We start from the raw sequence: 21253 nt of genomic DNA on the forward strand, positions 1-21253 counted from the left end.
GAACCGCAACCCTTCTCGGACAACGGCGTGCCGGCAATCGGGCGAATGCTGGCAGAACATATTGGCGGCGGGGCATCGCCGCGGCCGCGGCGGCACGCCGGACCGGGCCAGCCGTCGACCGACGCCGCGGCCTCCGCGGGGGCCACGACGCCCACTGCAGCCGCGCGCGATGCCACCGGAGACACGGTCGAACAGAACCCCGGCGTGCGCGCGTACCGCGCGCTGCAGGCCTCCGGACACCGGTTATCCGCGCCACTGGAGAACGACGCGACCCTCGTCGTGGCCTTGGCCCGCGCCAGTAGCGGCTTGTTCGCGGCGGACGTCACGGCCTCGTCGCTCGGACGAGGGCAGCGGCGAGCCCTGATCCTGGCCTTGGCGCACGAATTGACGCGCGACATAGACTGGGCAGTGGAACTTGGCCGCGATCCCGCCAAGCCCGATGCCGTCTTCGTGGATCACGGCGTCGTCATGGGCGTCAGCGGCCAGCGCATTGCCGCAGCTACGGCGGCCGTCGACGCACGCCTGCGCGAAATCCTGCAGGCGCATGGGCTGGGCGCGCTTGATACGCAGGAATGGATTCCGGTCTTCAGGCAGGCATGTATCGCCGACCCGACCCTGGCGCTGCAGCCGTCTCCCGATATCCTCTACGGCAGCCGGCAATGGGCGACCTTATGGGTCGGCATGCAGTGCGCGCGCGCCCATGGCCTTACCGACGCCGTGCGGGGGATACCGGAACTGATCGCCCTGGGACAGGTTGCCATGAGTGCGCCCGTCGACTTCGGACAGGCGCCGCCCGCGGGCACGGCCGCCCCCCCGGCGAGCGCGTCGGGAGCGCCTGCCCCACTCGTCATCCCGGGCAATACGTGGGCCATCCAGGCCTTGATCCGGATGGCCCAGGCCGCCGGCGCGGTCGACCTGGCCGAGCTGAAGCGCCAGGACATCCCCGGCTTCGCGGCGCAGCTGCACGCGTACGCGCTGCAACATTTCGCGGCCGAACTCCCCCTCCTGAACGAATTGCAGGGCGTGTCGCGCGCCGCCGTCGCCGCCGACCTGCTGCAGGACGCGGGCATCGATCCGAAGCAGCAGATCAGGGTCCGGTCCCTGGTGCTCGCCGCGCCATGGGGACCGCTCCAGATCGAAATCCCGCTGCTCTTCGGGTCGTACCGTACAAGTGTCCACGACTACTACATGGAACGCGATGCGCTATCGGCCTCCGATGTCCGGCGCCTGGAAACGACGCCGAAAGGGGCCGCCGTGGACGCCGATCACGCGCGGTCCAGGCTGCCACCCTCGCTGAAGCAGGAGTTCCAGACCCGCTTCGAGTCATACAAGACCGCTGCCGCCGCCTACGTGGGCAAGAGCGTCGCCACATGGCTCGGCACCGTGCCGGAACTGAGCGGCGCGGACGCCGGCCAGGCCCAGGTTTCCATATCGACAGCGCGGCTGCGGCGCTATGTCTGGAGATCCCAGCAGGCTCGGATCCTGGCGCGGCTGGGCCCGGCGCTATCGGAATATGGCCCCATGCTCGCCGATATTTCCAGCAAGGCTTTCCTGGTCGAGATACAGCACCGCGGCAAGACCACGCGCTATCTCTTCGACCCCGGCGCCCGCACGGCCATGCCATTGCCCGCCGACGTGAAGCTGGAAGACTGGGCCAGCGACCATGTCGGCACGCTCTTCCATGGCGACCCCGAGCAGCCGACCGACGGCGACGCCTCCGGGAATCGGCCGCGGAAAACCGTCATCACGCTTGAACCGTTGGCCAGCGGCACGCGGGCCGCGATGCCAAGCTGGCTCGATCCCGCCATCGCGCAACGGATCGAGAATACGCGTGCCAGCGCGGCGGGCCAGACGATCTCCGAAAAACTCGCCGAGGCCGAGCGTGGGCTCCTGCCGTTCTACGCGACCTATCGCGCCATCCGAGATGGCGACGTGCGCGGCGCCATCCTGTCCGGCCTGATGGACGTCGCGACTTTCCTGCCTGCCATAGGCGCTGGACTGAAACTTGGCATGACGGCAAGCGCGGCCATCAAGGCGGGGCTGGAGGCCGGCTTGCAAGGGTATGCGCACGCAGGCATGCGCCATGGCCTGGCGATGGCCGGCAAGGCAGCCGGCGCCTTCAATGGTGCGCTGGCCCAGTTGGCGCGACACAGCCTGGCCGCGACGGTGGACAACGTGGTGACGCACCCGCTGCGGATCATCTCGCCGTCGGCCATGATGGGTTTGCGCGAGGCCGAGGAAACAGGGCGGCTGGCGGCGCATATGCGGGCGACGCACCCGCATATCGCCACGGCCCTGGACCGCGCGGCAAGCCGCGAGGCCGGGCAGCATGTCGCCGATGGACGTTGGAGCCTGGGCGCCATGCCGATCGCGCCTTCCGCGCCAGGGCTGGATATCGCGCCCGCGCCGCTCTACGTCACGGCAGTCGACCCGGATGGCGCCGAACTTCACCTGCACCAATTCGGCGAAAACGCATACAGCCAGTTCGACGCCGACACGCTGGACCCCGTCGGCCCGTTGCTGCTGCGCGGCAGCAATGGCAAGTTGTACCGTTCCCTGCCTGTGCGGGACTTGCAGCTTCACCGGGTACCCGAGCCGGCGACACTCGATCGCATGCGTGCCGAGCGGCCTCGCAGCGATGGCACGCTTGTCGCGCAGGGGAAGACCTATGCCCGCCTGGGCACCGAGCTGGTGGAGATCGCCCGCGACCGTGCCGCGTCGGTCCCGGGCCGGACCCTATGGAAAGTCGTGGAGGTTCCGGGCCCAACCGCGCCGGCGGTGCGGGGCCGCCTGCGCTACGACGCCGAACATGGCATCTGGCGCGAAGCGGACCGTCCCGCCTTGAAAGCGGGCGGCAACGCCATGAGCGCCTACCGGAATATGCAGGCGCGCCGGCGGTTGCGGGCCGAGTCGAGCGAAATGGCGCAGCAGTACCAGGAGATCGCGCATACCTTCGCCCATGCTCGCTACGACACCCTGGCCCTGAAGATATGGTCCTATCCGCTTCGCGTACGCATGGCCTATCCCGAACTGGTGGCGCGCAGCGTGGGCGATCACTTCATCAAAGGCGCCGACGGCAACATCCGACGCTTTCCGGCCGGCTATGTCACGCACGGGGTCGTCGTCCCGGGGTATGCCCATATGCTCGACTACACGTTGCTGTGCCGCCTGCGCACGATGACCGACTATTCGCAGCTGCCGGGCGCACGGGTGTTGGCGGGCTACCGCCTTCGCGCCCCCTCCGCAATGGCAACGTTCATGGTCGATGACGAGCCGCTACGTTCGCTGATGCGAGACTATGGCGTCTATGAACTGGCTGATCGCACTTACCTCATTTCCGCCCCGAACCTCGCGAGCGACGGCCTGGCCTGTGAAAACATGCTGTTGGCCCAGGGGAAACCGCGCGACGAAGTCATCGAGCAACTCCGGCACTACGACAGCGCACACGTTCTGGATCCGCGAGCCGCCGTCAACCGCATCGTGCGTTCCCTGGCCCTGCGCCTTTGCGCCGTACCGTTGCGCCTGCCCTTCAACGGCGAGGGCCATGACATGCTGATACGCCGGCTGCAGAAAGCGCTGCTGGCGCATGGACCGGGGATCCTGAGCCGCAAGGGCAAGATGGTCATGCTCGACGCGATCGAAACCGACGCACGCGGCACCTGGCTCGTCATCCGCGACCCGATCACTTGCTCTCGCATCCGCATCCCGGACAAGCGTGAGTTCTGGGAAGCCGACGACATCGCAACGACGGCGACCGACATCCCATCCGACTGGAGGGCCGACCAGGTCGAGGCGGTCTTCGTGCCCAGACTGGCCCGCATGCTCGAGCGGGCAAGCGCGTCGACCTCGTCGCCCAACCTTTCACCGGTAGTCGACTAAGCCGCCTCGCGCCACATGGCGCCAGGCGGCCGACTGGGACAAGGCGGTTTACTTGAAGTCGGCCCCGGGGTCGCCCGCCCCGCCGCCGTAGACGCTATCCCCGTAGCCGCCCTGCACATCGATCTTCACGGTGTTCGGATCGACCTGCGACAAATCGCCCTTGTAGTGCATGACCATGCCGGGGAACAGCATGACGGCGGCCACCATGATCAGCTGGATGATGATGAACGGCACCGAACCCCAGTAGATCTGCCCGGTGGTCACCGGCGCGATGGTGCGCCCCGTGACCTTGTCGCGGTACGCGTCCTTGGGCGCGACCGAGCGCAGGTAGAACAGCGCGAAACCGAACGGCGGATGCATGAAGGACGTCTGCATGTTCACCGCCAGGATCACGCCGAACCAGATCAGGTCGATGCCCATCTTGTCGGCCACCGGCCCGAGCAGCGGCACGATGATGAAGGCCAGCTCGAAGAAGTCCAGGAAGAACGCCAGCACGAAGGTCAGCACGCTGACCACGATCAGGAAACCCCACTCCCCGCCCGGCAGCCCGGTCAGCAGGTGCTCGACCCACAGATCGCCGCTGACCCCGCGAAAGGTCAGGCCGAACACGGTCGAACCCACCAGGATGAACACCACGAAGCACGACAGCTTGGTCGTGGTGTCCATGGCCTGCTTGAGCAGGTTCAGTGTCAGCCGGCGCCGGATCAGCGCCATCGCGATGGCCCCCACCGCCCCCATCGCCCCGCCCTCGGTGGGCGTGGCCACGCCGATGAAGATCGTGCCCAGCACCAGGAAAATCAGGAACAGCGGCGGAATCATCACGAAGGTGACCCGCTCGGCCAGCGCCGACAGCAGCCCCAGGCGCAGCACCTTGTTGGCCCCGGCCACCACGAAGGCCGTCAGCCCCCACAGCAGCAGGCTGACCACGATGCGCTCGTCGGCCGGCGCCGTGTCGTTCTCCAGCGCCTGCCCCGCGAAATACGCCACCGCCACCGAGATCGCCATCAGCACCAGCAGCGAACGGCCGCCGCGCGTGCCGTTGTCCTCGCGAAACCGCCGCGCCTCCTCGGGCAGCGCCGGCGCCGAGGCCGGCTTGATCACGCACATCACCGCCACGTACAGGACATACAGCCCGGCCAGCACGAAGCCCGGCACCATGGCCGCGCGGTACATGTCGCCGATCGAGCGCCCCAGCTGGTCGGCCAGGATGATCAGCACCAGCGAGGGCGGGATGATCTGCGACAAGGTGCCCGAGGCGGCGATGACCCCGCTGGCCAGGCGCCGGTCATAGCCGTAGCGCAGCATGATCGGCAGCGAGATCAGGCCCATGGAGATCACCGAGGCCGACACCACGCCGGTGGTGGCCGCCAGCATCGCGCCCACGAACACCACCGCGAAGGCCAGCCCGCCGCGCACCGTGCCGAACAGTTGCCCGATCGTCTCCAGCAAATCCTCGGCCATGCCCGATCTTTCGAGCACCAGCCCCATCAGCGTGAAAAACGGCACCGCCAGCAGCGTGTCGTTCGAAATAATGCCGAATATCCGTTGCGGCAGCGCCTGGAACAGCGCCGGGGTCAGCAAGCCCAGTTCGATGCCCACCAGCCCGAACAGGATGCCGATGGCCGCCAGCGCGAACGCCACCGGAAACCCCACCAGCAGAAACACCACCAGCGTGGCGAACATGATCGGCGCCAGATTGGCGATAAAGAATTCCATCTCAGCGCTCCCCCTGCCCCAGCTGCGCGGCCTCGCGGACCCGCGCTTCGCGTGCGATCTCCTCGGCCAGCTCCTCCTCGGCCGACTTGGCCGATTCACGGCGCAGGGGGTCCTCGCATTGTCCGCGCAAATACCCCACGCACTTGATCAGGTGCGAAATCCCCGCCAGCACCAGCAGCGTGAAACCCACCGGAATCAGCAGCTTGACCGGCCAGCGCACCAGCCCGCCCGAGTTCGACGACTGCTCGTCGGTGACCCACGACTCCGTGAACATCGGCCAGGACAGCACCAGGATCAGCAGGCACGCCGGCAGCAGGAAAAACACCACCCCGAAAATCTCGATCCAGATCTGCTTGCGCCGCGGCAGCCGCGAGGACAGGATGTCCACCCGCACATGTTCGTTCTTGAGCAGCGTATAGCCCGAGGCCAGCAGGAACATGGCGCCGAACATATACCACTGCAATTCCAGCCACGCGTTCGAGCTCGTATGCAGCACCTTGCGCACCACCGCATTGCCGGCGCTTACCAGCACCACCAGCAGCGTCACCCAGGTCACCGCGCGGCCCACGCGCAGGTTTATCGCGTCGATCAGACGCGACAAAGCGAGTAATGGTTTCATATCGAAAGACGGAAAAGGAGAATCGTGCGGCGTCCATCGGGACGCCGGCCGACGGCGGCGAAGCCGTCGGCGGTGGACGGGCCGGCGTGCCACCCGGGCGGCACACCGCCCCGGGATTGCCGGCCCGCCGTGTTTTTACTTGCTGCCGCGCGCGATCGTGCCCATGAAACCGTCATAGCTGCCATCGGCCACGCGGAACCAGGGGATTTCGTTATCGCGGAACGCCACCATGTTGTCGTAGATCTTCTTGAACATCGGGCTCTTGGCGCTCATTTCCGCGTACACCTTGACCGCCTCGGCATAGCAGGCATCCATCACGGGCTTGGGGAAGGCCCGCAATTGGGCGCCATTGGCGACCAGGCGCCGCAGGGCGGCCGGGTTCTCGGCGTCGTACTTGGCGATCATGTCGTTGGTCGCCGCGGCCGCGGCCTGCGACAGCACCGCCTGGTATTGCTTGGGCAGCTTGTTGTAAGCGTCCTGGTTGACGTACAGCGACACCTGCAGGGTGCCCTCCCACCAGCCGGGGAAATAATAGTATTTGGCGACCTTGTTGAAGCCGAGCTTCTCGTCGTCGTACGGGCCGATCCATTCGGCGCCGTCGATGGTGCCCTTTTCCAGCGCCGGATAGATATCGCCGCCGGCGATCTGCTGGGGCACGACGCCCAGGCGGGACAACACGGCGCCGGCAAACGCGCTCATGCGGAACTTCAGGCCCTTCAGGTCGTCCACCGACTTGATTTCATTGCGGAACCAGCCGCCCATCTGGGTGCCCGTGTAGCCGCAGGGAAAGTTCACGATGTTGTAGGTCTTGAACAGCTCGCGCATCAGCTTCAGGCCGTCGCCATGCCGCATCCAGGCATTCATCTGGCGGGTGTTCAGCCCGAAAGGCACGGCGGCGTCGAAGCTCAGCGCCGGATCCTTGCCGAAATAATAGTAGGAAGCGCTATGGCCGCATTCCACCGTGCCGTTCTGCACGCCGTCCAGGACCTGCAAGGCGGGCACGATTTCCCCCGCGGGAAACGCGCGGATCTGGAACTTGCCGCCGGTGGCTTCGTTGACGTACTTGGCCAGATCTTCGCCGCCGCTGTAGATTGCGTCGGCGCTGCGCGGAAAGCTCGAAGCGAGCCGCCAGTTGATCGTCGGGGTCTCCTGGGCCAGGGCCGGCGCGGCGAGCGTGGCGCTCCCGGCGGCCCCAAGGGCGGCTTTCTTCAAAAACGAACGGCGTTGCATTGCGATTGTCTCCTGGGTGTAGGAAGGTCGATTCATCTTTGCAGCTCCGCTCGGGTAGAGCGGGTGCACACGCTCAGCCATAAGGCCGGACGTTCAGGCGGCTGTCATTTGGGTCGCAATCTTAAGATGATTGGGAAAAACCCGCCCCTGCGGATTACCCTTAATAACTGGTAACGATTAGGCGGAGAGCCCACCGTTTGAGCCAACCGGCACCCCGTCCCCCCGGCCGAAGGCAGCCAGCCACCGGCCAAGGCACCTGGGCGCCTGGCGCCTTCCGCTGGAACCTTGCACCGGGCACCCTGGCCTGGCGCCGGGAGGCCGGCAGCCCCGAAGGGCTGCGGCACCCTGGGAAGGGCGAGGGGCAGCTGGATGGTGAAAAAAGGGGCCGATCAGCCGGGCGGCTTGATACCCACGCTATAGGGCGGCGCATTGCCGCGCGCGGCGGCCTTGATCTTGAGCATCGACCCGCCCGGTGTGTACTCGAAGTCCTGGTGCGGGATCTCGAACCACTGGTGGAAACTGGTACGCGCGAATTCGGGCACCCAGACCTTTGCCCTGGCTTCATCACAGTGGAACTCCACCGTCGTGCGATCGATGCCCAGCGGCCGCGTATTGCCGATGCGATAGCTGACGCGCAGCTCGGCCTTGACGGTCTTTCCCGGCGTCCACGGCAGGCCGATCGATTCCAGGAACTGCTGGATGGCCTGGTAGCCGTGCGACATGATGGACAAGCTCCGTAAGTGGTATCGGGACCCTGGGGCGCGACCCGCCGCCCCGCCCGGGACGCGACTGAATCGCCGCGCCGGACGAATGGGGCCAATGTACACCACGCGGCGATGAGCTCACCCCCTGCGGCCGGGCGCGCTCCGATAGAATCGAATCCTTCCAAAAATAGAGAAACCAATGAGACATCTGCTTCCCGCCTCCGGCCTTGCGCTCGTCCTGTCCTGTTCCGCCGTGGGCGTCCTGGCGCAATCCGCCTCCGCGCCACCGGCCGCCGCGCGTCCCGAAGCATCCGCCCCGCCCCGCGACGAATTCTTCTGGCTGGGGGAGATCAACAAGGCCACGGCGGTCATCAATACCGACCAGGGCCTGCTGGACAAAGCCATGGCGCCCCGCCTGGCGGCCGCCGTCGCGAAGGTCATCCAGGACGGCAACCAGCCCGGGGCCAAACGGCCGTCCACGGTCATCACCTTCGAGCCGCTGCTGATCAAGGCCGGCGGCCTGGACGTCACGCTGCTGCACGCCGGCCGCTCCAGCCAGGACATGCACGCCACCTATCGCGCGGCCATCCTGCGCGACAAGCTGCTGGCGCTGGCGCAGCAACTCAATGCCACATCGACCACGCTGGTCGACCTCGCCGGGCGACACGTCGACACCATCGTCCCCAACTACACCAACGGGGTGGCCGCGCAACCCAACAGCTATGGCCATTACCTGCTGGGCCACGCCGCCGCGCTGGACCGCGACGCGCAACGCATCCGCGAGGCCTACGCCCGCATCGACCGTTCGCCCATGGGAACGACGGTATTGAACGGCACAAGCTGGCCGCTCGACCGCCAGCGCATGGCGAACTACCTGGGCTTCGGCCAACTGGTCGACAACGCCTACGATGCCTCGCAGATCTCCTCCATGGACGAGCCCGTGGAGGTTGCCTCCATCGTCACCAGCGTGGCGCTGCACACGGGCAATTTCATCGAAGACATCATGACGCAGTACGCGCAGTCGCGGCCGTGGATACTGCTGCAGGAGGGCGGCGGCAACACCTATGTCTCCAGCGCCATGCCGCAGAAGCGCAATCCTGGGCTGCTTAACTCCACGCGCAGCGATGCCTCGACCGCCCTGACGCTGGCGATGGGCCCGGTCATCCAGACGCACAACATCACGCCCGGCATGAGCGACCCCAAGGACGTGGAGCAGAACTCGGCGATGGTGGACAGCGCCATCCAGGCCTTGAAGAAGTGGGACCGCGTGCTGAAGGCGCTGGTCATCAACCCCGACCGCGCCCTGGAGGAACTGAACAGCGACTGGACGGCCTCGCAGGAGCTGGCCGACGTACTGATGCGCAAGTACAAGCTGCCGTTTCGCGAAGGACATCATTTCGCGTCCAGCGTCGTCGACTACGCCAGGGATAAAGACATCAAGCCGCTCGACTTTCCATACGCGGAGGCCCGCCGCATCTATGCGGAAACCGTCAAGGGCACCAAGTACCCGCAGGAACTTCCCATGAGCGAGGCCGAGTTCCGCGCCACGCTCGACCCGCGGGCCATCGTCAGGAACCGTGCCACCGTGGGCGGGCCGCAGCCCGCGGAGATGCAGCGCATGCTGGGCCAGGCGCGCGACAAGCTGGCCGCGCAGGCCGCATGGATCAAGGCCCGGCGTGCGCATATCGACGAAGCCCTGGCCGGGCTGGACCGGGACTTCGACAAGCTCGCGAATTCGGCCAGCCCCGCGCACTGATCGCCCGGATGCCATGACAGACACCGCCCCGCCTGCCTGTGACGTCGCCATCATCGGCGGCGGCATCGTCGGCTCCAGCACGGCATATTTCCTGCAACAAGCCGCGCCAGGCCTCTCCGTGTGCGTGATCGAACCCGATCCCAGCTACGAGTTCGCCTCGGCGTTGCGGGCATCAGGCGGCTGCCGCGTGCAGTTCACCTGCCCGGAAAACATCGCCATGTCGCTGTTCGGCATCGACTTCATTACCCGGTTCGAGGCGACCATGGCGACGCGCGACCAGCCGGCTCCGGTCGATTGGGTGCAAGGCGGCTACCTGTTCATCGTCCCGCGCGAACACACGGCGAACCTGGAAAGAAACGTGCGCCGGCAACTGGCGCACGGCTGCACCGTCGACCTTCTGACCCCGATGGAACTGAAGCAACGGTTTCCGTCGATGAATGTGGACGATCTGGGCGCCGGCGCGCATACGCCGCGGGATGGGTGGTGCGACCCTTACGGCTTGCTATGGGGCTTCCGCCGCAAGGCCATCGAGCTCGGCGTGCGGTACGTGCAGGACCGCGTCGTCGGCGCCGATGTGGACGCGACCCAGGTGCGATCCGTGCGGCTGGCCGGCGGCGGCCAGCTGCGCTCGACGGTTTTCGTCAACGCGGCTGGCGCCTGGAGCGGCGAAGTCGCCAGCCTGTTCGGCATGAAGCTGCCCATCTCGCCCTTGCGCCGCTTCGAACACTACTTCACGGCGGGCGGCCCGGTCGAACGCCTGCCGTATGTCAAGGACACCGCGCGCCTGGCCTTCCGGTCCGAAGGGACCGGGTTTTCCGGCGGGCTGGTGGCGAGCGACGCCACCCGCGGCTTCAACTTCGAGGTCGACCACCATTACTTCGAAGAGGTGGTGTGGCCTGCGGTCGCGCACCGCTTTCCGGTCTTCGAGGCCGCCCGCTGCCACCGCACCTGGTCGGGCCTGTACGAACAGAACGAGCTGGACGGGAACCCCGTCATTGGCCGATGGAACAATGGCCTGGCCAATCTGTATACCGTGGCGGGATTCTCCGGCCACGGCATGATGCACGCGCCGGCCGCCGGCCGCGGCATCGCCGAACTCATCGTCAGCGGCCGCTTCCAGACGATAGACCTGTCCCGCCTGGGATACGAGCGCATCGAGGCGGGCATGCCCTACGCGGAAGAAGGCATCCTGTAGCGCGCGAGGCGTTGGATGCAGCCCCGGCGGCGGCGATGCTTCACGCTTGCACGGCGTCGCGATCCACCCACATGTCGACGATCCGGCCTTCACCATCCGTCAGGATCGTCACCCGGCCAGGGTCGAGGTCGCGCGCATCGGCGTGCATGGGCATCGGGCCGCGCACGACGCGCAACTTGCGGCCAACCAGATCGCCAAGGAAAAAAACCAGGACATCCGGGTCGATCGATATGGGCAGCTCGCGGATGGGCGCCTTGGCGACCGACCCGCGCTTCGATGGCCATGGATGGCCGGACCCGATATGCCGATTGTTGCCGCGAACAGCAGTGCCTGCGCTCATCGTGCGTCTCCGGTGACGCGGACCCATCGACGCGAGGGTCCGCTGCCACACCAGTATCCAGCGACACGGACGGCGCTGAAAGATGCATCGGCCCTAGCCCATATGCATCAAGCCGAGGCGGCGACGAAGACGTCTCGCGATACGTTCCTTGAAATTCCGACGCCAGCAAAGGGCGCTATCGGCAACGGATCCGCAGTCCCAGGGCTTTCAAGCTCCGGCGGCCGACGGCGGCGCGGCGCGCGCGCGGGCGGCCATCAGTCCATCCAGCGCATTGGCGAAGGCGCGCCGGTCCGCCTGGCTGAACACGGCCGGACCGCCCGTATCCACGCCCGCATTGCGCAAGTCCTCCATCATGTCGCGCAAGGACAGGCGCTCGCGTATGGTGTCGGCGGTATAGCGTTCGCCGCGCGGGTTGAGGGCCAGCGCGCCTTTCTCGAGCACTTGCGCGGCCAGCGGAATATCGCCGGTGATAACCAGGTCGCCGGGGCTCGCATGCTGCACGATATAGTCGTCCGCCACGTCGAACCCGCGCGGCACCTGCACGGCACGGATCAAGGGCGATGGCGGCGTGCGCAGCATCTGGTTGGCAACCAGCGTCAGCGGCCGTTGCCAGCGCTGCGCCGCGCGGTACAGGATGTCCTTGATCACAGCCGGGCAGGCGTCGGCATCGACCCAGATATGCATGGAACCGAAGCCTGTCTGCGTACTCATGCTCGCCTCCTGTCGGTATGAAGGGCTCTACTTTTCCAATGCCGCGGACAGCAAGGTGTTGATCAACTCATTGACGGCCACGCCGTCGGCCTCGGCCCGGGCGCGCAACGCCTCGATCAGCGGCTGCCGCAGCTTGACCGGAAACGGCACCAGCCCCGCCGCCTGGTCGAGCCGCCGCTGTTCGCGGCGATCCGGCGCCGACGCACCGGCGTAGCGTCCGGGCGGTGTCGCCGCATTGAGCCTGCCCATGAGCTTGAGGGCTTTGTTCTTTTCCAGGTCGGTCTTTTTCATGCGGAGAGTTCCGGGGATGAGCGGCTTGCCCGCGGCAACTGCGCGCGGGCCTATGCTTGTACCACGCCAGCACCGGTCGCCAGCCCGCAGCACGCCGGCCTCGCCCCGCAGAGTGGCGGTCTGGCAGAGCTGCGCCGGGCACCCTGTCTGCGAGCGACCGCTGGCAGCGCTTTGGATGTTCTGAAGCCCGACTTTACGCCACGGCAACCAGCCGGTGCGGCGGCCTCACAGGTCCCGCGCGCCGGCTTGTCTCCCGCCCCGCGCGGCATGCCTCGGCCCCGGCCTGTCATTGCCGCGTCACGTCAATCCTGCCCTTCCCACATGCATTGCGCGACGTGCATGCCCTCCCCGCGGGGCATTCCGCCACTTTTTCCGGACCGTAATACAGAATTGCGCCAGCGCCGATGATCCCGGACTCGGGCCTTCCTATACTGAATCCAAGGTTGCAACACTGCGCGTTCGGGCCACGGCAGTATCAGGCTCCGCCGATACGCGTCGACAACGGCCCCGCGGACGCGCCAGCAGTTGCCCTACCGTATCGGCCTAGGAGAAGATCATGTCCGCCACCATCACCGAAGTCCCCGCCCAGGCCCGCAAGCAACAGCTGCTGGCGCTTTGCCGCCCCTTCCTGGCGGAGGTGAAATCCATGACGCCAGGCTCCGCGGTCGAGCGTTGGCTCAACAAAGAATATGGGCCAGGCAGCCTGTTCTACGACGAAGTGGCCGACCTGGTCAGGCGCGGCGTCCTGCAGGAAAACTGGGCAGCGGACGTGGAGATCGACGGACCGCGCTACCGCCGGGCCAGGCTCGTTCCGCCCTCGGAGGAAACCTTCTGGTTCAGCATCACCAGCGTCTACATGGACAGCACCGGCAACCCGCAGAACCGTCCCGACGGCAGCTATCGCGGCGATTTCCACGGCCATCCATATGGCGAGTTCAACATGGTCATCCCGGTGGATGACGGCGCCGCGCTGGCCGGTCCCAACGGCTGGTGCCATGCCGGCTGGACGGCGCCCGCGCCGGGCAGCCGCCACTATCCCGAAGCCAAGGGAGGCGCCGTCATCGCGCTGTTCTTCCTGCCCGCCGGCCGCATCCATTATCCGGAGAAGGAATCGCAATCCTGCTAGGTCGCGCGGGAAAACAGTCCCTCACGCCTTCCACCAGCGCCGCAGGCCTTTCGGAGCCCACATCGGCCAAGAGCAGGCCCCTACGGCGTCAAAGGGGGAAACAGGTAAGATCGGCAAACGACGGCGCCGGGATGCGGCCCGCCCGTTCCTTGTTTATCTCGCGGGTGGCTCTTGAAATTCAACGCGGTGTTATTCGATTGCGATGGCGTGCTGGTCGACAGCGAGCATATCTCCGCCGGCGTCTTGCACGATATGCTGCACGAACTGGGGCTTTCCATGTCGCAGGAGGACGTGCTGCGCCGGTTCGTCGGCAGGACCATGAAGGACGAGCTGCCGTGGATCAGCCAGGCTTCCGGACGCGCCATCGGCGCGGAGTGGCTGGCGCAATTCTGGCTTCGCCGCAACGACGCACTGCGCAAGCACGTGCAAGCGATTCCCAACGTGCTTGACGCAGTGAAAGTCCTTTACCGCCATTTGAACGGCCGTATCGCCTGCGCGTCCGGCGCCGACCGCCAAAAGCTGGAACTGCAGCTGGACAAGGCGGGCCTGATGCCCTTCTTCCAGGGCCGGACCTTCAGCGGCTACGAGATGGCGCGTTCAAAACCCAGCCCAGACGTGTATCTGGCGGCGGCCGCGGCGCTCGAGACCGACCCCGCCGCGTGCATCGTTATCGAGGATAGCGTCACCGGCGTCACCGCCGGCGTGGCGGCCGGCGCCACCGTCCTTGGCTACAGCCCCGGCGGCCCGTCGCACAGTCCGGCCGACGCCCTGCTCGCCAGCGGCGCCATCGCGGTATTTGCGGATATGGCCGACCTGCCCGCACTGCTCGGCGTTCCGTCTTCCAGAACTTGAGAATATGGAGGACTGCGATGGGCGCCGGAGGCCCGCCGCCGCCGTCAGGGCCCCTGTTGGGTGAGATCGGCGGAGTCGGCCGGCTCCTCAGGCCGGCAGAGCTGCCAGCGTCCGAGCGCGTGTGCCGCATGATGGCCTCGCGGCGGTCCCGGTGACGTCCACCACGAGGATACGGCGACGGACGTGGCCACACGCTGGCCCCGGTCCCCCTTCCGAGAGCCGCTCGAGCGCCTCCTTTCTTGCGCCTGATAATAATAACGATTACTATTCATGCACCGCATGCCGCCCGAGTAGCGATCTCGAAGCCATCATGGCCGATCGAAAGGCTGGATCAAAAAGCTCGATCAAAAGGCTGGATCTTGAATACACCGGGATGCCTCCTCCCCGCCCCCGTCGAAGCGCTTTATAGCGATCACCACTCCTGGCTCAAGGGGTGGCTGCATCGACGCCTGGGCAACGCGGAGCATGCCGCGGATCTGGCGCACGACACCTTCGTCCGCCTGCTTGCCACCGAACGCATGCCCGCCACGCTGAACGAGCCACGCGCGTTCCTGACTACCCTGGCGCAGCACCTGGTGTCCAACCACTGGCGCCGCGAAAAACTGGAAAAAGCGTATCTGGAAGCGCTGCGCCACGTTCCCGAACAGACGGCGTGGTCGCCGGAAGATCGCGCCATCGTGCTGGAAACGCTGTTCGAACTCGATCGCCTGCTGGATGGCCTGCCCCCGATCGTCCGGCAAGCCTTTCTGCTTTCACAGCTCGACGGGCAGAAACACGCGCAGGTCGCGGAGGCCCTGGCGATCTCCGTTCCGACGGTGAAGCGCTATATCGTCAAGGCCTTGCAGCGCTGCTACTTCGCCGATCTGTCCTTTACGGGATGACCGCCCTTGTCCGCCTCGCCCTGGTATCGCGCCACGCCTGACGCGGCGTCCATTTCCCCGGACGCCGCCGAACGGGCCCTGGAGTGGCTGCTGGAGTTGCAGGACGACGCGGTATCGCCTGAACGGGTCGCCGAATGGGCTCGCTGGCGGGACGCGCATCCCGATCACGAGCGGGCATGGGGCCGCATCGAATCCGTCCGCGGACAGCTGCAATCATTGTCGTCCCCCGCGAATTCGGCCATCGCCCGGGCTGCGCTGCTTGCGCCCCGCTCCGAACACCGCCGTCGCGCGCTCAAGACGGCGGCCATCCTGCTATTCGGCGGTGGCACGGCCTGGAGCATCGCAACGTCCACGCCATGGCGCACATGGTCGTCCGACTATCGCACGGCGATCGGCGAGCGACGCAAGCTGGTGCTGCCTGACGGCTCCCACCTGCTGCTCAATACGGATAGCGCAATCGATGTCTGTTTCGATGACACGGAACGCCGCGTCGAGCTCATAAGCGGAGAGATCCTCGTCGCGACCGCGCCCGACCATCAAGGCCTTTCCCGCCCCTTCCTCGTCGAAACCGGCGACGGTACGGCCCGCGCGCTGGGAACCGAGTATTCGGTGCGCCGTCAGCGCGACGACACGGAGGTCAACGTATTGCGCGGCGCCGTGCGCATCCAGCCCCGTCACAATGCGGCGCAGGCGCGGGATGTACAAGCAGGCTATCGGGCCAGCTATACCGCGCGCGCGGTCACGGCGTCGAGCGCGCTGGAGAACGCCGCCATTGCCTGGAAGGACGGCTTCATCGTGGCGCGCAGCATGCGCCTGGACGACTTCCTCGCGGAATTGGGCCGCTACAGCCCTGAACCGCTGTCCTGCGATCCCGCCATCGCGGGCTTGCGGCTGTCGGGCTCTTTCCCGGTCGGCGACATCGGCAAAGTGTTGGCTGCGCTCAGCACGACCTTGGACATACGCATCGAAATCCATAGCCGCCTCTGGCGGCACAAAGCGCTGCGGCTGGTACCCGCACCGCACACGGCGTCCAGTTGACCGCCGTTACAAAAAAAGGTGGCCCCACGCTGATCCGTTTTCGTTTCTCGCGGGTCATGGCGGATGAGAACCCCAATTCCTCATCCACCCGATAGAAGGCCAGTCCATGAACCAGGTCCGGGCGCGCAAGCGCCAAACAACTCTTCCATTCCGGCGTACGGCATGGGCATGCGCCGCGGGGCGCATCGCCTTGTGCGGCCTCGTCGCCTCGCCGGCATTGGCGGCACCGCTCGCGGTCCATGCACAGGAGGCGGAAAGCCGCAGCTATGACATCCCCGCTGGAATGCTCGAGGACGTGCTCAACCGTTTCGGACGCGAGGCAGGCATCATGCTGTCCTTCAGGCCCGACATCGCGGCCGGCCGGCATAGCCAGGGCTTGACGGGCAACCATACCGTGCAAAGCGGCCTGGCCGCGCTGCTCGCCGGCACGGGCATCGAAGCAGTACGGCAATCCAATGGCAGTTATGTATTGAGCAGGCCCGCCGGCGCGGCCGGCCATGCGGTGCAGCTGCCCACCGTAACGGTCCAGGCCGCGGGCGGCGACGGCCTGCCCGCACCCTATGCCGGCGGACAAATCGCCAGCGGCGGAGGCCTGGGCATACTGGGAACGTCCGACGTCATGGACGTCCCCTTCAATACCACCAACTACACCGCCGAAACGCTGCAGGATCTGCAGGCTCGCACGCTTGCCGACGTGGTGGTCAACGAATCGTCGGTGCGCGTGCTGACCTCCAGCGGAGGCTTCGGCGAGGACTTCCAGATTCGCGGCTATACCGTCGCCAGCGGCGACGTCGGCCTGAACGGCCTGTACGGCCTGGCGTCCGCCAGCCGCATGCCCACCGCAATCATGGAACGCGTGGAAGTGCTCAAGGGTCCGGGCACGCTGATGTACGGTATCGGTCCCAACGGCAGCGTAGGGGGCGCGATCAACATCGTCACCAAGCGCGCGGGCGATGATCCCCTGACGCGCCTGACCACCACCTACCAGAGCAAGGGCCAGCTGGGCAGCCAGTTCGACGTGGGCCGCCGCTTCGGCGAGAACAACGAGTGGGGTATCCGGGTCAACGGCCTGTACCGCGATGGCGAAACTGCCATCGACGACAGCCGGCAGCAGCAAGGCCTGGGTGCGGTGGCGCTGGATTACCGCGGACAAAAACTGCGCTGGTCGCTGGACGCCTACGACCAGCGCGAGGATACCGACAACTTCCGGCCGCAGATCGGGTTCCAGTCGTCCGTGACGTCGCTGCCGTCGCCGCCTTCGGGGCACCGCAACTGGTTCCCGGGCACGGAGCTCAAGCTGGCCGACTCCACCATCGCCACCCGCCTCGAGTACGACATCACCGACAACCTTACCGTCTACGCGGCGGGAGGTTACCGCTACGGCTCCGCGGACCAGACCTTCCCTTCCGGCCCGGCCGACGCGCAGGGCAATTTCACGGTCACCAATGCCTACTACGACTCCTACTCCCGCACCAAGACGGGAGAGATCGGCATGCGCGCCAACTTCGACACCCTGGGGGTGCATCACACGCTTACCTTGGGCGCCACGCGGCTGGACCAGGAAGCCGGCAATGCCTATGTGACGTCGGCCACCACGGCACGGTCCAATATCTACCACCCGTCCGACCTGCCGGACATCACCGCGCATCGCGGCGCGCCCAGTAAAGCGTCGAACACGGAACTGACCAGCCTGGCGCTGACCGACACGCTTTCCTTCGCCAATGACCGCCTGCTGATCACAGGCGGGCTGCGCCGGCAACAGGTGGTCCTGGACAACTACTCCACCAGCACCGGCGCGCGCACCTCTTCCTACGACGAGGACGCGATTTCGCCGCTGGCGGGCATCGTCTTCAAGCCGGTCTCGAACGTGTCGCTGTACGGGAATTTCACTTCGGGCCTGACGCGCGGGGGCATCGCGCCCGCCACGGCCGCCAACGCGGGCCAGGTCTTCGCGCCCTACAAGTCCAAGCAATACGAGGCGGGGGTAAAGGTCGACTGGGGCGCGCTGATGACCAGCGCATCGGTGTTCCAGATTACGCGGCCGAACTCGGTCACGGACCCCGATACCAACATCTACAGCTTCGACGGCGAGCAGCGCAACCGCGGGCTGGAGCTCGCGGCGTATGGCGAGGCGATGCCTGGCCTGCGCATGATGGCCAGCACCACGTTCTACGACGCCAAGCTGACGCGCACCGCGGGCGGCACCAACGACGGCAACGATGCCAACGGCGTGCCGCGCAATGCCTTCAACCTCGGCGTGGATTGGGATACCCCGTGGGTCCAGGGTCTGAGCCTGAACGCCCGCGTCATTCATACGTCGTCGGTCTACTACAACGCGTCCAACACCCTGAAGGTGCCGGCCTGGACGCGCTACGACATCGGGGCCCGGTACAGCACCAAGGTCATGGGCAAGTCGGTGGTCTTCCGCGCCAACATCGAAAACCTATTCAACAAGGACTACTGGCTGGTCAGCGGCTCCTACATGACCGTGGCGGCGCCTCGCACCCTGCTGCTATCCGCCCAGATCGACTTCTGATGCCTGCATTCTTTTCGCCGCACGCCCGCCTGGGGCCGCTGGTCTCGCGCATCCTGGCCGCCCTCCTGGGCGGCTACGCGCTGGCGGCGCTGGGCAGCGTGGCCGCGCTTGCCCTGCCCATCTCCGCTCCCCAGGGCGTGTTGACCGGCATGCTGGCCAGCTTCGCCGTCTACACGGGGGCGGCCATATGGGTGTTCGCCGTGCGCAGCGCATGGCGGGCATGGGCCGGCTTGCTGGTAGCCGCGCTGCCCTTGCTGGCGGCGGCAGGCTACGTCTGGACACGGGGTCCCGCGCCATGAAGCGCGCTGACCACACAGGCTCGGCCAGGCCCAAGGGCCGCGGCATCCGCCAGACCATGTCCGACCTGCATACCTGGACGGGGCTGCTGGCGGGCTGGATGCTCTACGCCATGTTCCTGACCGGCACGGTCAGCTACTTCAAGGACGAGATCTCGCAGTGGATGCGGCCCGAGCTGCCGCAGCAACACCAGGTGCCCGATCCCGCGCAGGTCGCCGAGCGTATCGCGTCCCGGCTCGCGACGATTGCGGCGGGAAGCGCGCAATGGAGCATGGAGCTGCCCACGGAACGCAGCAACGTCGTCAGCGCCTTCTGGCGCAAGCCCGACGCCAAACCGGGGGAGCGCGCCTTCCGATCGGCCACCTTCGATCCGGCGACCGGGCAGGAAGTCGCCGCGCGCGGCACGCAAGGCGGCGAGTTTTTCTACCGCTTCCACTTCCAGTTCCACTACATGCCGCCCTTGTGGGGGCGCTGGCTGGCCGGCCTGTGCGCGATGTTCATGCTGGTGGCGATCGTCAGCGGCGTCATTACGCACAAGAAGATCTTCACCGACTTCTTCACCTTTCGCTGGGGCAAGGGACAGCGCTCCTGGCTCGACGCCCACAACGCCCTATCCGTATTCGGCCTGCCCTTTCACCTGATGATCACCTATACCGGCCTGGTCACGCTGATGGCGATGTACATGCCATGGGGCCAGCAAGCGGCGATCAAGACACCGGTGCAGCGCCAGGCGCTATCGGCGCAACTCAATGCCTTCATCCAGCCCGGCGCGGCGAGCGGGCGGCAGGCCGCCCTTGCGCCGGTCGGCGCCATGGTGCGGCAAGCCGAGGCGCGCTGGGGCAAGAACAACGTCGGCCGGGTGACGATCACGCATGCCGGCGACGCCGCCGCGCGGGTCGCCGTCACGCGCGGCGAAGGCGAACGCGTTTCCATGAGCCCGCAGTACCTGCTGTTCGAAGGCGCCACCGGCAAACTGCTGGAGGTTCATGACCGGGTCGGCGCGGCGGCCGAGGTGCGAGGCGTCATGTACGCCTTGCATCTGGGACGCTTCAGCGACTTGCAGCTGCGCTGGCTCTACTTCATCGTCAGCCTGGCCGGAACGGCCATGGTCGGCACCGGGCTAGTCATGTGGACGGTCAAGCGGCGCCAGAAATTGCCGAATCCGCATCATCCGCATTTCGGCTTCCACGTGGTCGAGCGGCTGAATATCGCCGGCATCGCCGGCCTGTCCGTCGCGATGGCGGCCTACCTGTGGGGCAACCGCCTGCTGCCCGTATCCCTGGCCGGGCGCGGCAGCTGGGAGATCAATGTCTTCTTCATGGTGTGGACGGCGACCTTGCTCGTCGCCCTGGCGCGGCCGGCCGGCAAGGCCTGGGCTAACCTGCTGTGGCTGGCGGCGGCCTTGCTGGCCCTGCTGCCGGTGCTCAATGCGGTCACCACGCAGCGGCCCTTCTGGCACAGCGTGGCCTCGGGCGACTGGGTCTACGCGGGATTCGACCTGATGATGTGGGCGCTGGCGGCGCTGCACGCGGCGCTCGCGATGCGCGTCGAACACATGCGTGCCAGGAACGGCATGGCGCGACAGCCGCAGGATAAGACTCTAACCGAGCGCAGCGGCGTGCCGGCTGCCGGCTCCGCCAATTCATGCGGCCGCGCGTTGCGCGCCAGCGAGCGGATCGGGTCCGGCGGAGACCGCGCGTGATCCATTTGCTGACGCTCTGTATTTGCATCCTCGCCTTCGCCGCCCTGGCGCTGGCCATGACGCGGCATCAGGAGGCAATCTTCCGCCGCGAACTGCAGGCGCCGATCGCACATGCGCTGCGCGGCGCCGGCTGGTGCGGGCTTGCCCTGGGGCTGGCCATCATTGTGGCCGGGCGAGGCTGGGCACTCGGCCTGGTGGCGTATAGCGGCCACACCAGCCTGGCTGCAGGGCTGGTGTATGTCGCCCTGGTGATCCGCGGGCGTTCCAGCACGTAGCACGGCGGTCTTCCTGCAGGGTGCAGCACATACATGACACGGCTGTCACCAGTTTGATAATCGGGTAACACCCTGTCGCGCACATGCCCATCGAGTTTACGTACG

General features: G+C 66.7%; 18 protein-coding genes. 11 read left to right on the forward strand and 7 right to left on the reverse strand.

Annotated features, from left to right (window positions below):
- The first annotated feature begins 45 nt into the window (after window positions 1-45).
- The gene (locus BAU07_RS22420; protein WP_157122401.1) at window positions 46-3879 is read left to right on the forward strand and encodes a hypothetical protein; all 3834 of its coding nucleotides are present in this window, start codon (window positions 46-48) and stop codon (window positions 3877-3879) included.
- A 48-nt stretch (window positions 3880-3927) separates the two neighbouring features.
- On the opposite strand, the gene BAU07_RS22425 is transcribed toward BAU07_RS22420, so the two are convergent.
- The 4 genes from BAU07_RS22425 to BAU07_RS22440 form a co-directional block, all read right to left on the reverse strand.
- The gene (locus BAU07_RS22425; RefSeq protein ID WP_066658850.1) at window positions 3928-5595 is read right to left on the reverse strand and encodes a TRAP transporter large permease; all 1668 of its coding nucleotides are present in this window, start codon (window positions 5593-5595) and stop codon (window positions 3928-3930) included.
- Window position 5596: 1 nt separating this feature from the next.
- Window positions 5597-6214 (reverse strand): TRAP transporter small permease subunit, encoded by a 618-nt coding sequence (locus BAU07_RS22430; RefSeq protein WP_066662695.1) that lies wholly within the window; start codon window positions 6212-6214, stop codon window positions 5597-5599.
- A gap of 135 nt (window positions 6215-6349) precedes the next feature.
- The gene (locus BAU07_RS22435; protein ID WP_066662696.1) at window positions 6350-7444 is read right to left on the reverse strand and encodes a TRAP transporter substrate-binding protein; all 1095 of its coding nucleotides are present in this window, start codon (window positions 7442-7444) and stop codon (window positions 6350-6352) included.
- 389 nt (window positions 7445-7833) lie between these two features.
- Window positions 7834-8166 carry a hypothetical protein gene (locus BAU07_RS22440; protein ID WP_066662697.1) on the reverse strand — a complete coding sequence of 111 codons (333 nt, stop codon included), beginning with the start codon at window positions 8164-8166 and terminating at the stop codon, window positions 7834-7836.
- Window positions 8167-8347: 181 nt separating this feature from the next.
- Between BAU07_RS22440 and BAU07_RS22445 the strand changes: the two genes are divergently transcribed.
- Complete coding sequence (locus tag BAU07_RS22445) at window positions 8348-9904, forward strand: argininosuccinate lyase (protein ID WP_066662701.1); 1557 nt, start codon at window positions 8348-8350, stop codon at window positions 9902-9904.
- 13 nt (window positions 9905-9917) lie between these two features.
- On the forward strand, window positions 9918-11099 hold the full coding sequence (locus tag BAU07_RS22450; RefSeq protein ID WP_066662703.1) for an NAD(P)/FAD-dependent oxidoreductase: 1182 nt from the start codon (window positions 9918-9920) through the stop codon (window positions 11097-11099).
- A gap of 40 nt (window positions 11100-11139) precedes the next feature.
- Here BAU07_RS22450 and BAU07_RS22455 read toward each other — a convergent pair whose 3' ends face one another.
- From BAU07_RS22455 to BAU07_RS22465, 3 genes are all read right to left on the reverse strand, one after another.
- Window positions 11140-11439, reverse strand: a complete 300-nt coding sequence (locus tag BAU07_RS22455; RefSeq protein WP_066662705.1) for a hypothetical protein — start codon at window positions 11437-11439, stop codon at window positions 11140-11142.
- Window positions 11440-11646: 207 nt separating this feature from the next.
- A complete protein-coding gene (locus BAU07_RS22460) occupies window positions 11647-12123 on the reverse strand; it encodes a YaiI/YqxD family protein (RefSeq protein WP_066665645.1) in 477 nt (158 codons plus the stop codon).
- A 54-nt stretch (window positions 12124-12177) separates the two neighbouring features.
- Window positions 12178-12441 carry a hypothetical protein gene (locus tag BAU07_RS22465; protein WP_066662707.1) on the reverse strand — a complete coding sequence of 88 codons (264 nt, stop codon included), beginning with the start codon at window positions 12439-12441 and terminating at the stop codon, window positions 12178-12180.
- Window positions 12442-12997: 556 nt separating this feature from the next.
- On the opposite strand from BAU07_RS22465, the gene BAU07_RS22470 reads away from it, so the two are divergent.
- The 8 genes from BAU07_RS22470 (at window position 12998) to BAU07_RS22505 (ending at window position 21148) form a co-directional block, all read left to right on the forward strand.
- The gene (locus tag BAU07_RS22470; protein ID WP_066662712.1) at window positions 12998-13567 is read left to right on the forward strand and encodes a 4-hydroxylaminobenzoate lyase; all 570 of its coding nucleotides are present in this window, start codon (window positions 12998-13000) and stop codon (window positions 13565-13567) included.
- Between the two features lie 171 nt (window positions 13568-13738).
- Entirely contained in the window at window positions 13739-14419 is a 681-nt protein-coding gene (locus BAU07_RS22475) for an HAD family hydrolase (RefSeq protein ID WP_066662721.1), read from the forward strand.
- A 359-nt stretch (window positions 14420-14778) separates the two neighbouring features.
- Window positions 14779-15300, forward strand: a complete 522-nt coding sequence (locus BAU07_RS22480; protein ID WP_066662723.1) for a sigma-70 family RNA polymerase sigma factor — start codon at window positions 14779-14781, stop codon at window positions 15298-15300.
- Between the two features lie 6 nt (window positions 15301-15306).
- On the forward strand, window positions 15307-16338 hold the full coding sequence (locus BAU07_RS22485) for a FecR domain-containing protein (RefSeq protein ID WP_066662724.1): 1032 nt from the start codon (window positions 15307-15309) through the stop codon (window positions 16336-16338).
- Window positions 16339-16444: 106 nt separating this feature from the next.
- Entirely contained in the window at window positions 16445-18874 is a 2430-nt protein-coding gene (locus tag BAU07_RS22490; RefSeq protein ID WP_198168835.1) for a TonB-dependent receptor, read from the forward strand.
- A complete protein-coding gene (locus BAU07_RS22495) occupies window positions 18874-19173 on the forward strand; it encodes a DUF3649 domain-containing protein (protein ID WP_066662726.1) in 300 nt (99 codons plus the stop codon). The genes BAU07_RS22490 and BAU07_RS22495 overlap by 1 nt, the downstream gene beginning before the upstream one ends.
- Window positions 19170-20873, forward strand: coding sequence for a PepSY-associated TM helix domain-containing protein (locus BAU07_RS22500; protein ID WP_232338185.1), 1704 nt, complete (start codon window positions 19170-19172; stop codon window positions 20871-20873). Before BAU07_RS22495 ends, BAU07_RS22500 begins: the two co-directional genes overlap by 4 nt.
- Window positions 20870-21148: a DUF3325 domain-containing protein gene (locus BAU07_RS22505; RefSeq protein ID WP_066662728.1), complete on the forward strand. Its 279-nt coding sequence runs from the start codon at window positions 20870-20872 to the stop codon at window positions 21146-21148. The genes BAU07_RS22500 and BAU07_RS22505 overlap by 4 nt, the downstream gene beginning before the upstream one ends.
- Window positions 21149-21253 lie beyond the last annotated feature (105 nt).

Source organism: Bordetella flabilis (genome assembly GCF_001676725.1).
Taxonomy (GTDB): Bacteria; Pseudomonadota; Gammaproteobacteria; order Burkholderiales; family Burkholderiaceae_B; genus Bordetella_C; species Bordetella_C flabilis.

Coding starts and splice junctions, on each gene's coding strand:
- BAU07_RS22460 (WP_066665645.1), bottom strand. CDS start 12,123: ATGCATATCTGGGTCGATGCCGACGCCTGCCCGGCTGTGATCAAGGAC.
- BAU07_RS22445 (WP_066662701.1), top strand. CDS start 8,348: ATGAGACATCTGCTTCCCGCCTCCGGCCTTGCGCTCGTCCTGTCCTGT.
- BAU07_RS22490 (WP_198168835.1), top strand. CDS start 16,445: ATGAACCAGGTCCGGGCGCGCAAGCGCCAAACAACTCTTCCATTCCGG.
- BAU07_RS22420 (WP_157122401.1), top strand. CDS start 46: ATGCTGGCAGAACATATTGGCGGCGGGGCATCGCCGCGGCCGCGGCGG.
- BAU07_RS22435 (WP_066662696.1), bottom strand. CDS start 7,444: ATGCAACGCCGTTCGTTTTTGAAGAAAGCCGCCCTTGGGGCCGCCGGG.
- BAU07_RS22470 (WP_066662712.1), top strand. CDS start 12,998: ATGTCCGCCACCATCACCGAAGTCCCCGCCCAGGCCCGCAAGCAACAG.
- BAU07_RS22500 (WP_232338185.1), top strand. CDS start 19,170: ATGAAGCGCGCTGACCACACAGGCTCGGCCAGGCCCAAGGGCCGCGGC.
- BAU07_RS22495 (WP_066662726.1), top strand. CDS start 18,874: ATGCCTGCATTCTTTTCGCCGCACGCCCGCCTGGGGCCGCTGGTCTCG.
- BAU07_RS22425 (WP_066658850.1), bottom strand. CDS start 5,595: ATGGAATTCTTTATCGCCAATCTGGCGCCGATCATGTTCGCCACGCTG.
- BAU07_RS22450 (WP_066662703.1), top strand. CDS start 9,918: ATGACAGACACCGCCCCGCCTGCCTGTGACGTCGCCATCATCGGCGGC.
- BAU07_RS22455 (WP_066662705.1), bottom strand. CDS start 11,439: ATGAGCGCAGGCACTGCTGTTCGCGGCAACAATCGGCATATCGGGTCC.
- BAU07_RS22430 (WP_066662695.1), bottom strand. CDS start 6,214: ATGAAACCATTACTCGCTTTGTCGCGTCTGATCGACGCGATAAACCTG.
- BAU07_RS22465 (WP_066662707.1), bottom strand. CDS start 12,441: ATGAAAAAGACCGACCTGGAAAAGAACAAAGCCCTCAAGCTCATGGGC.
- BAU07_RS22440 (WP_066662697.1), bottom strand. CDS start 8,166: ATGTCGCACGGCTACCAGGCCATCCAGCAGTTCCTGGAATCGATCGGC.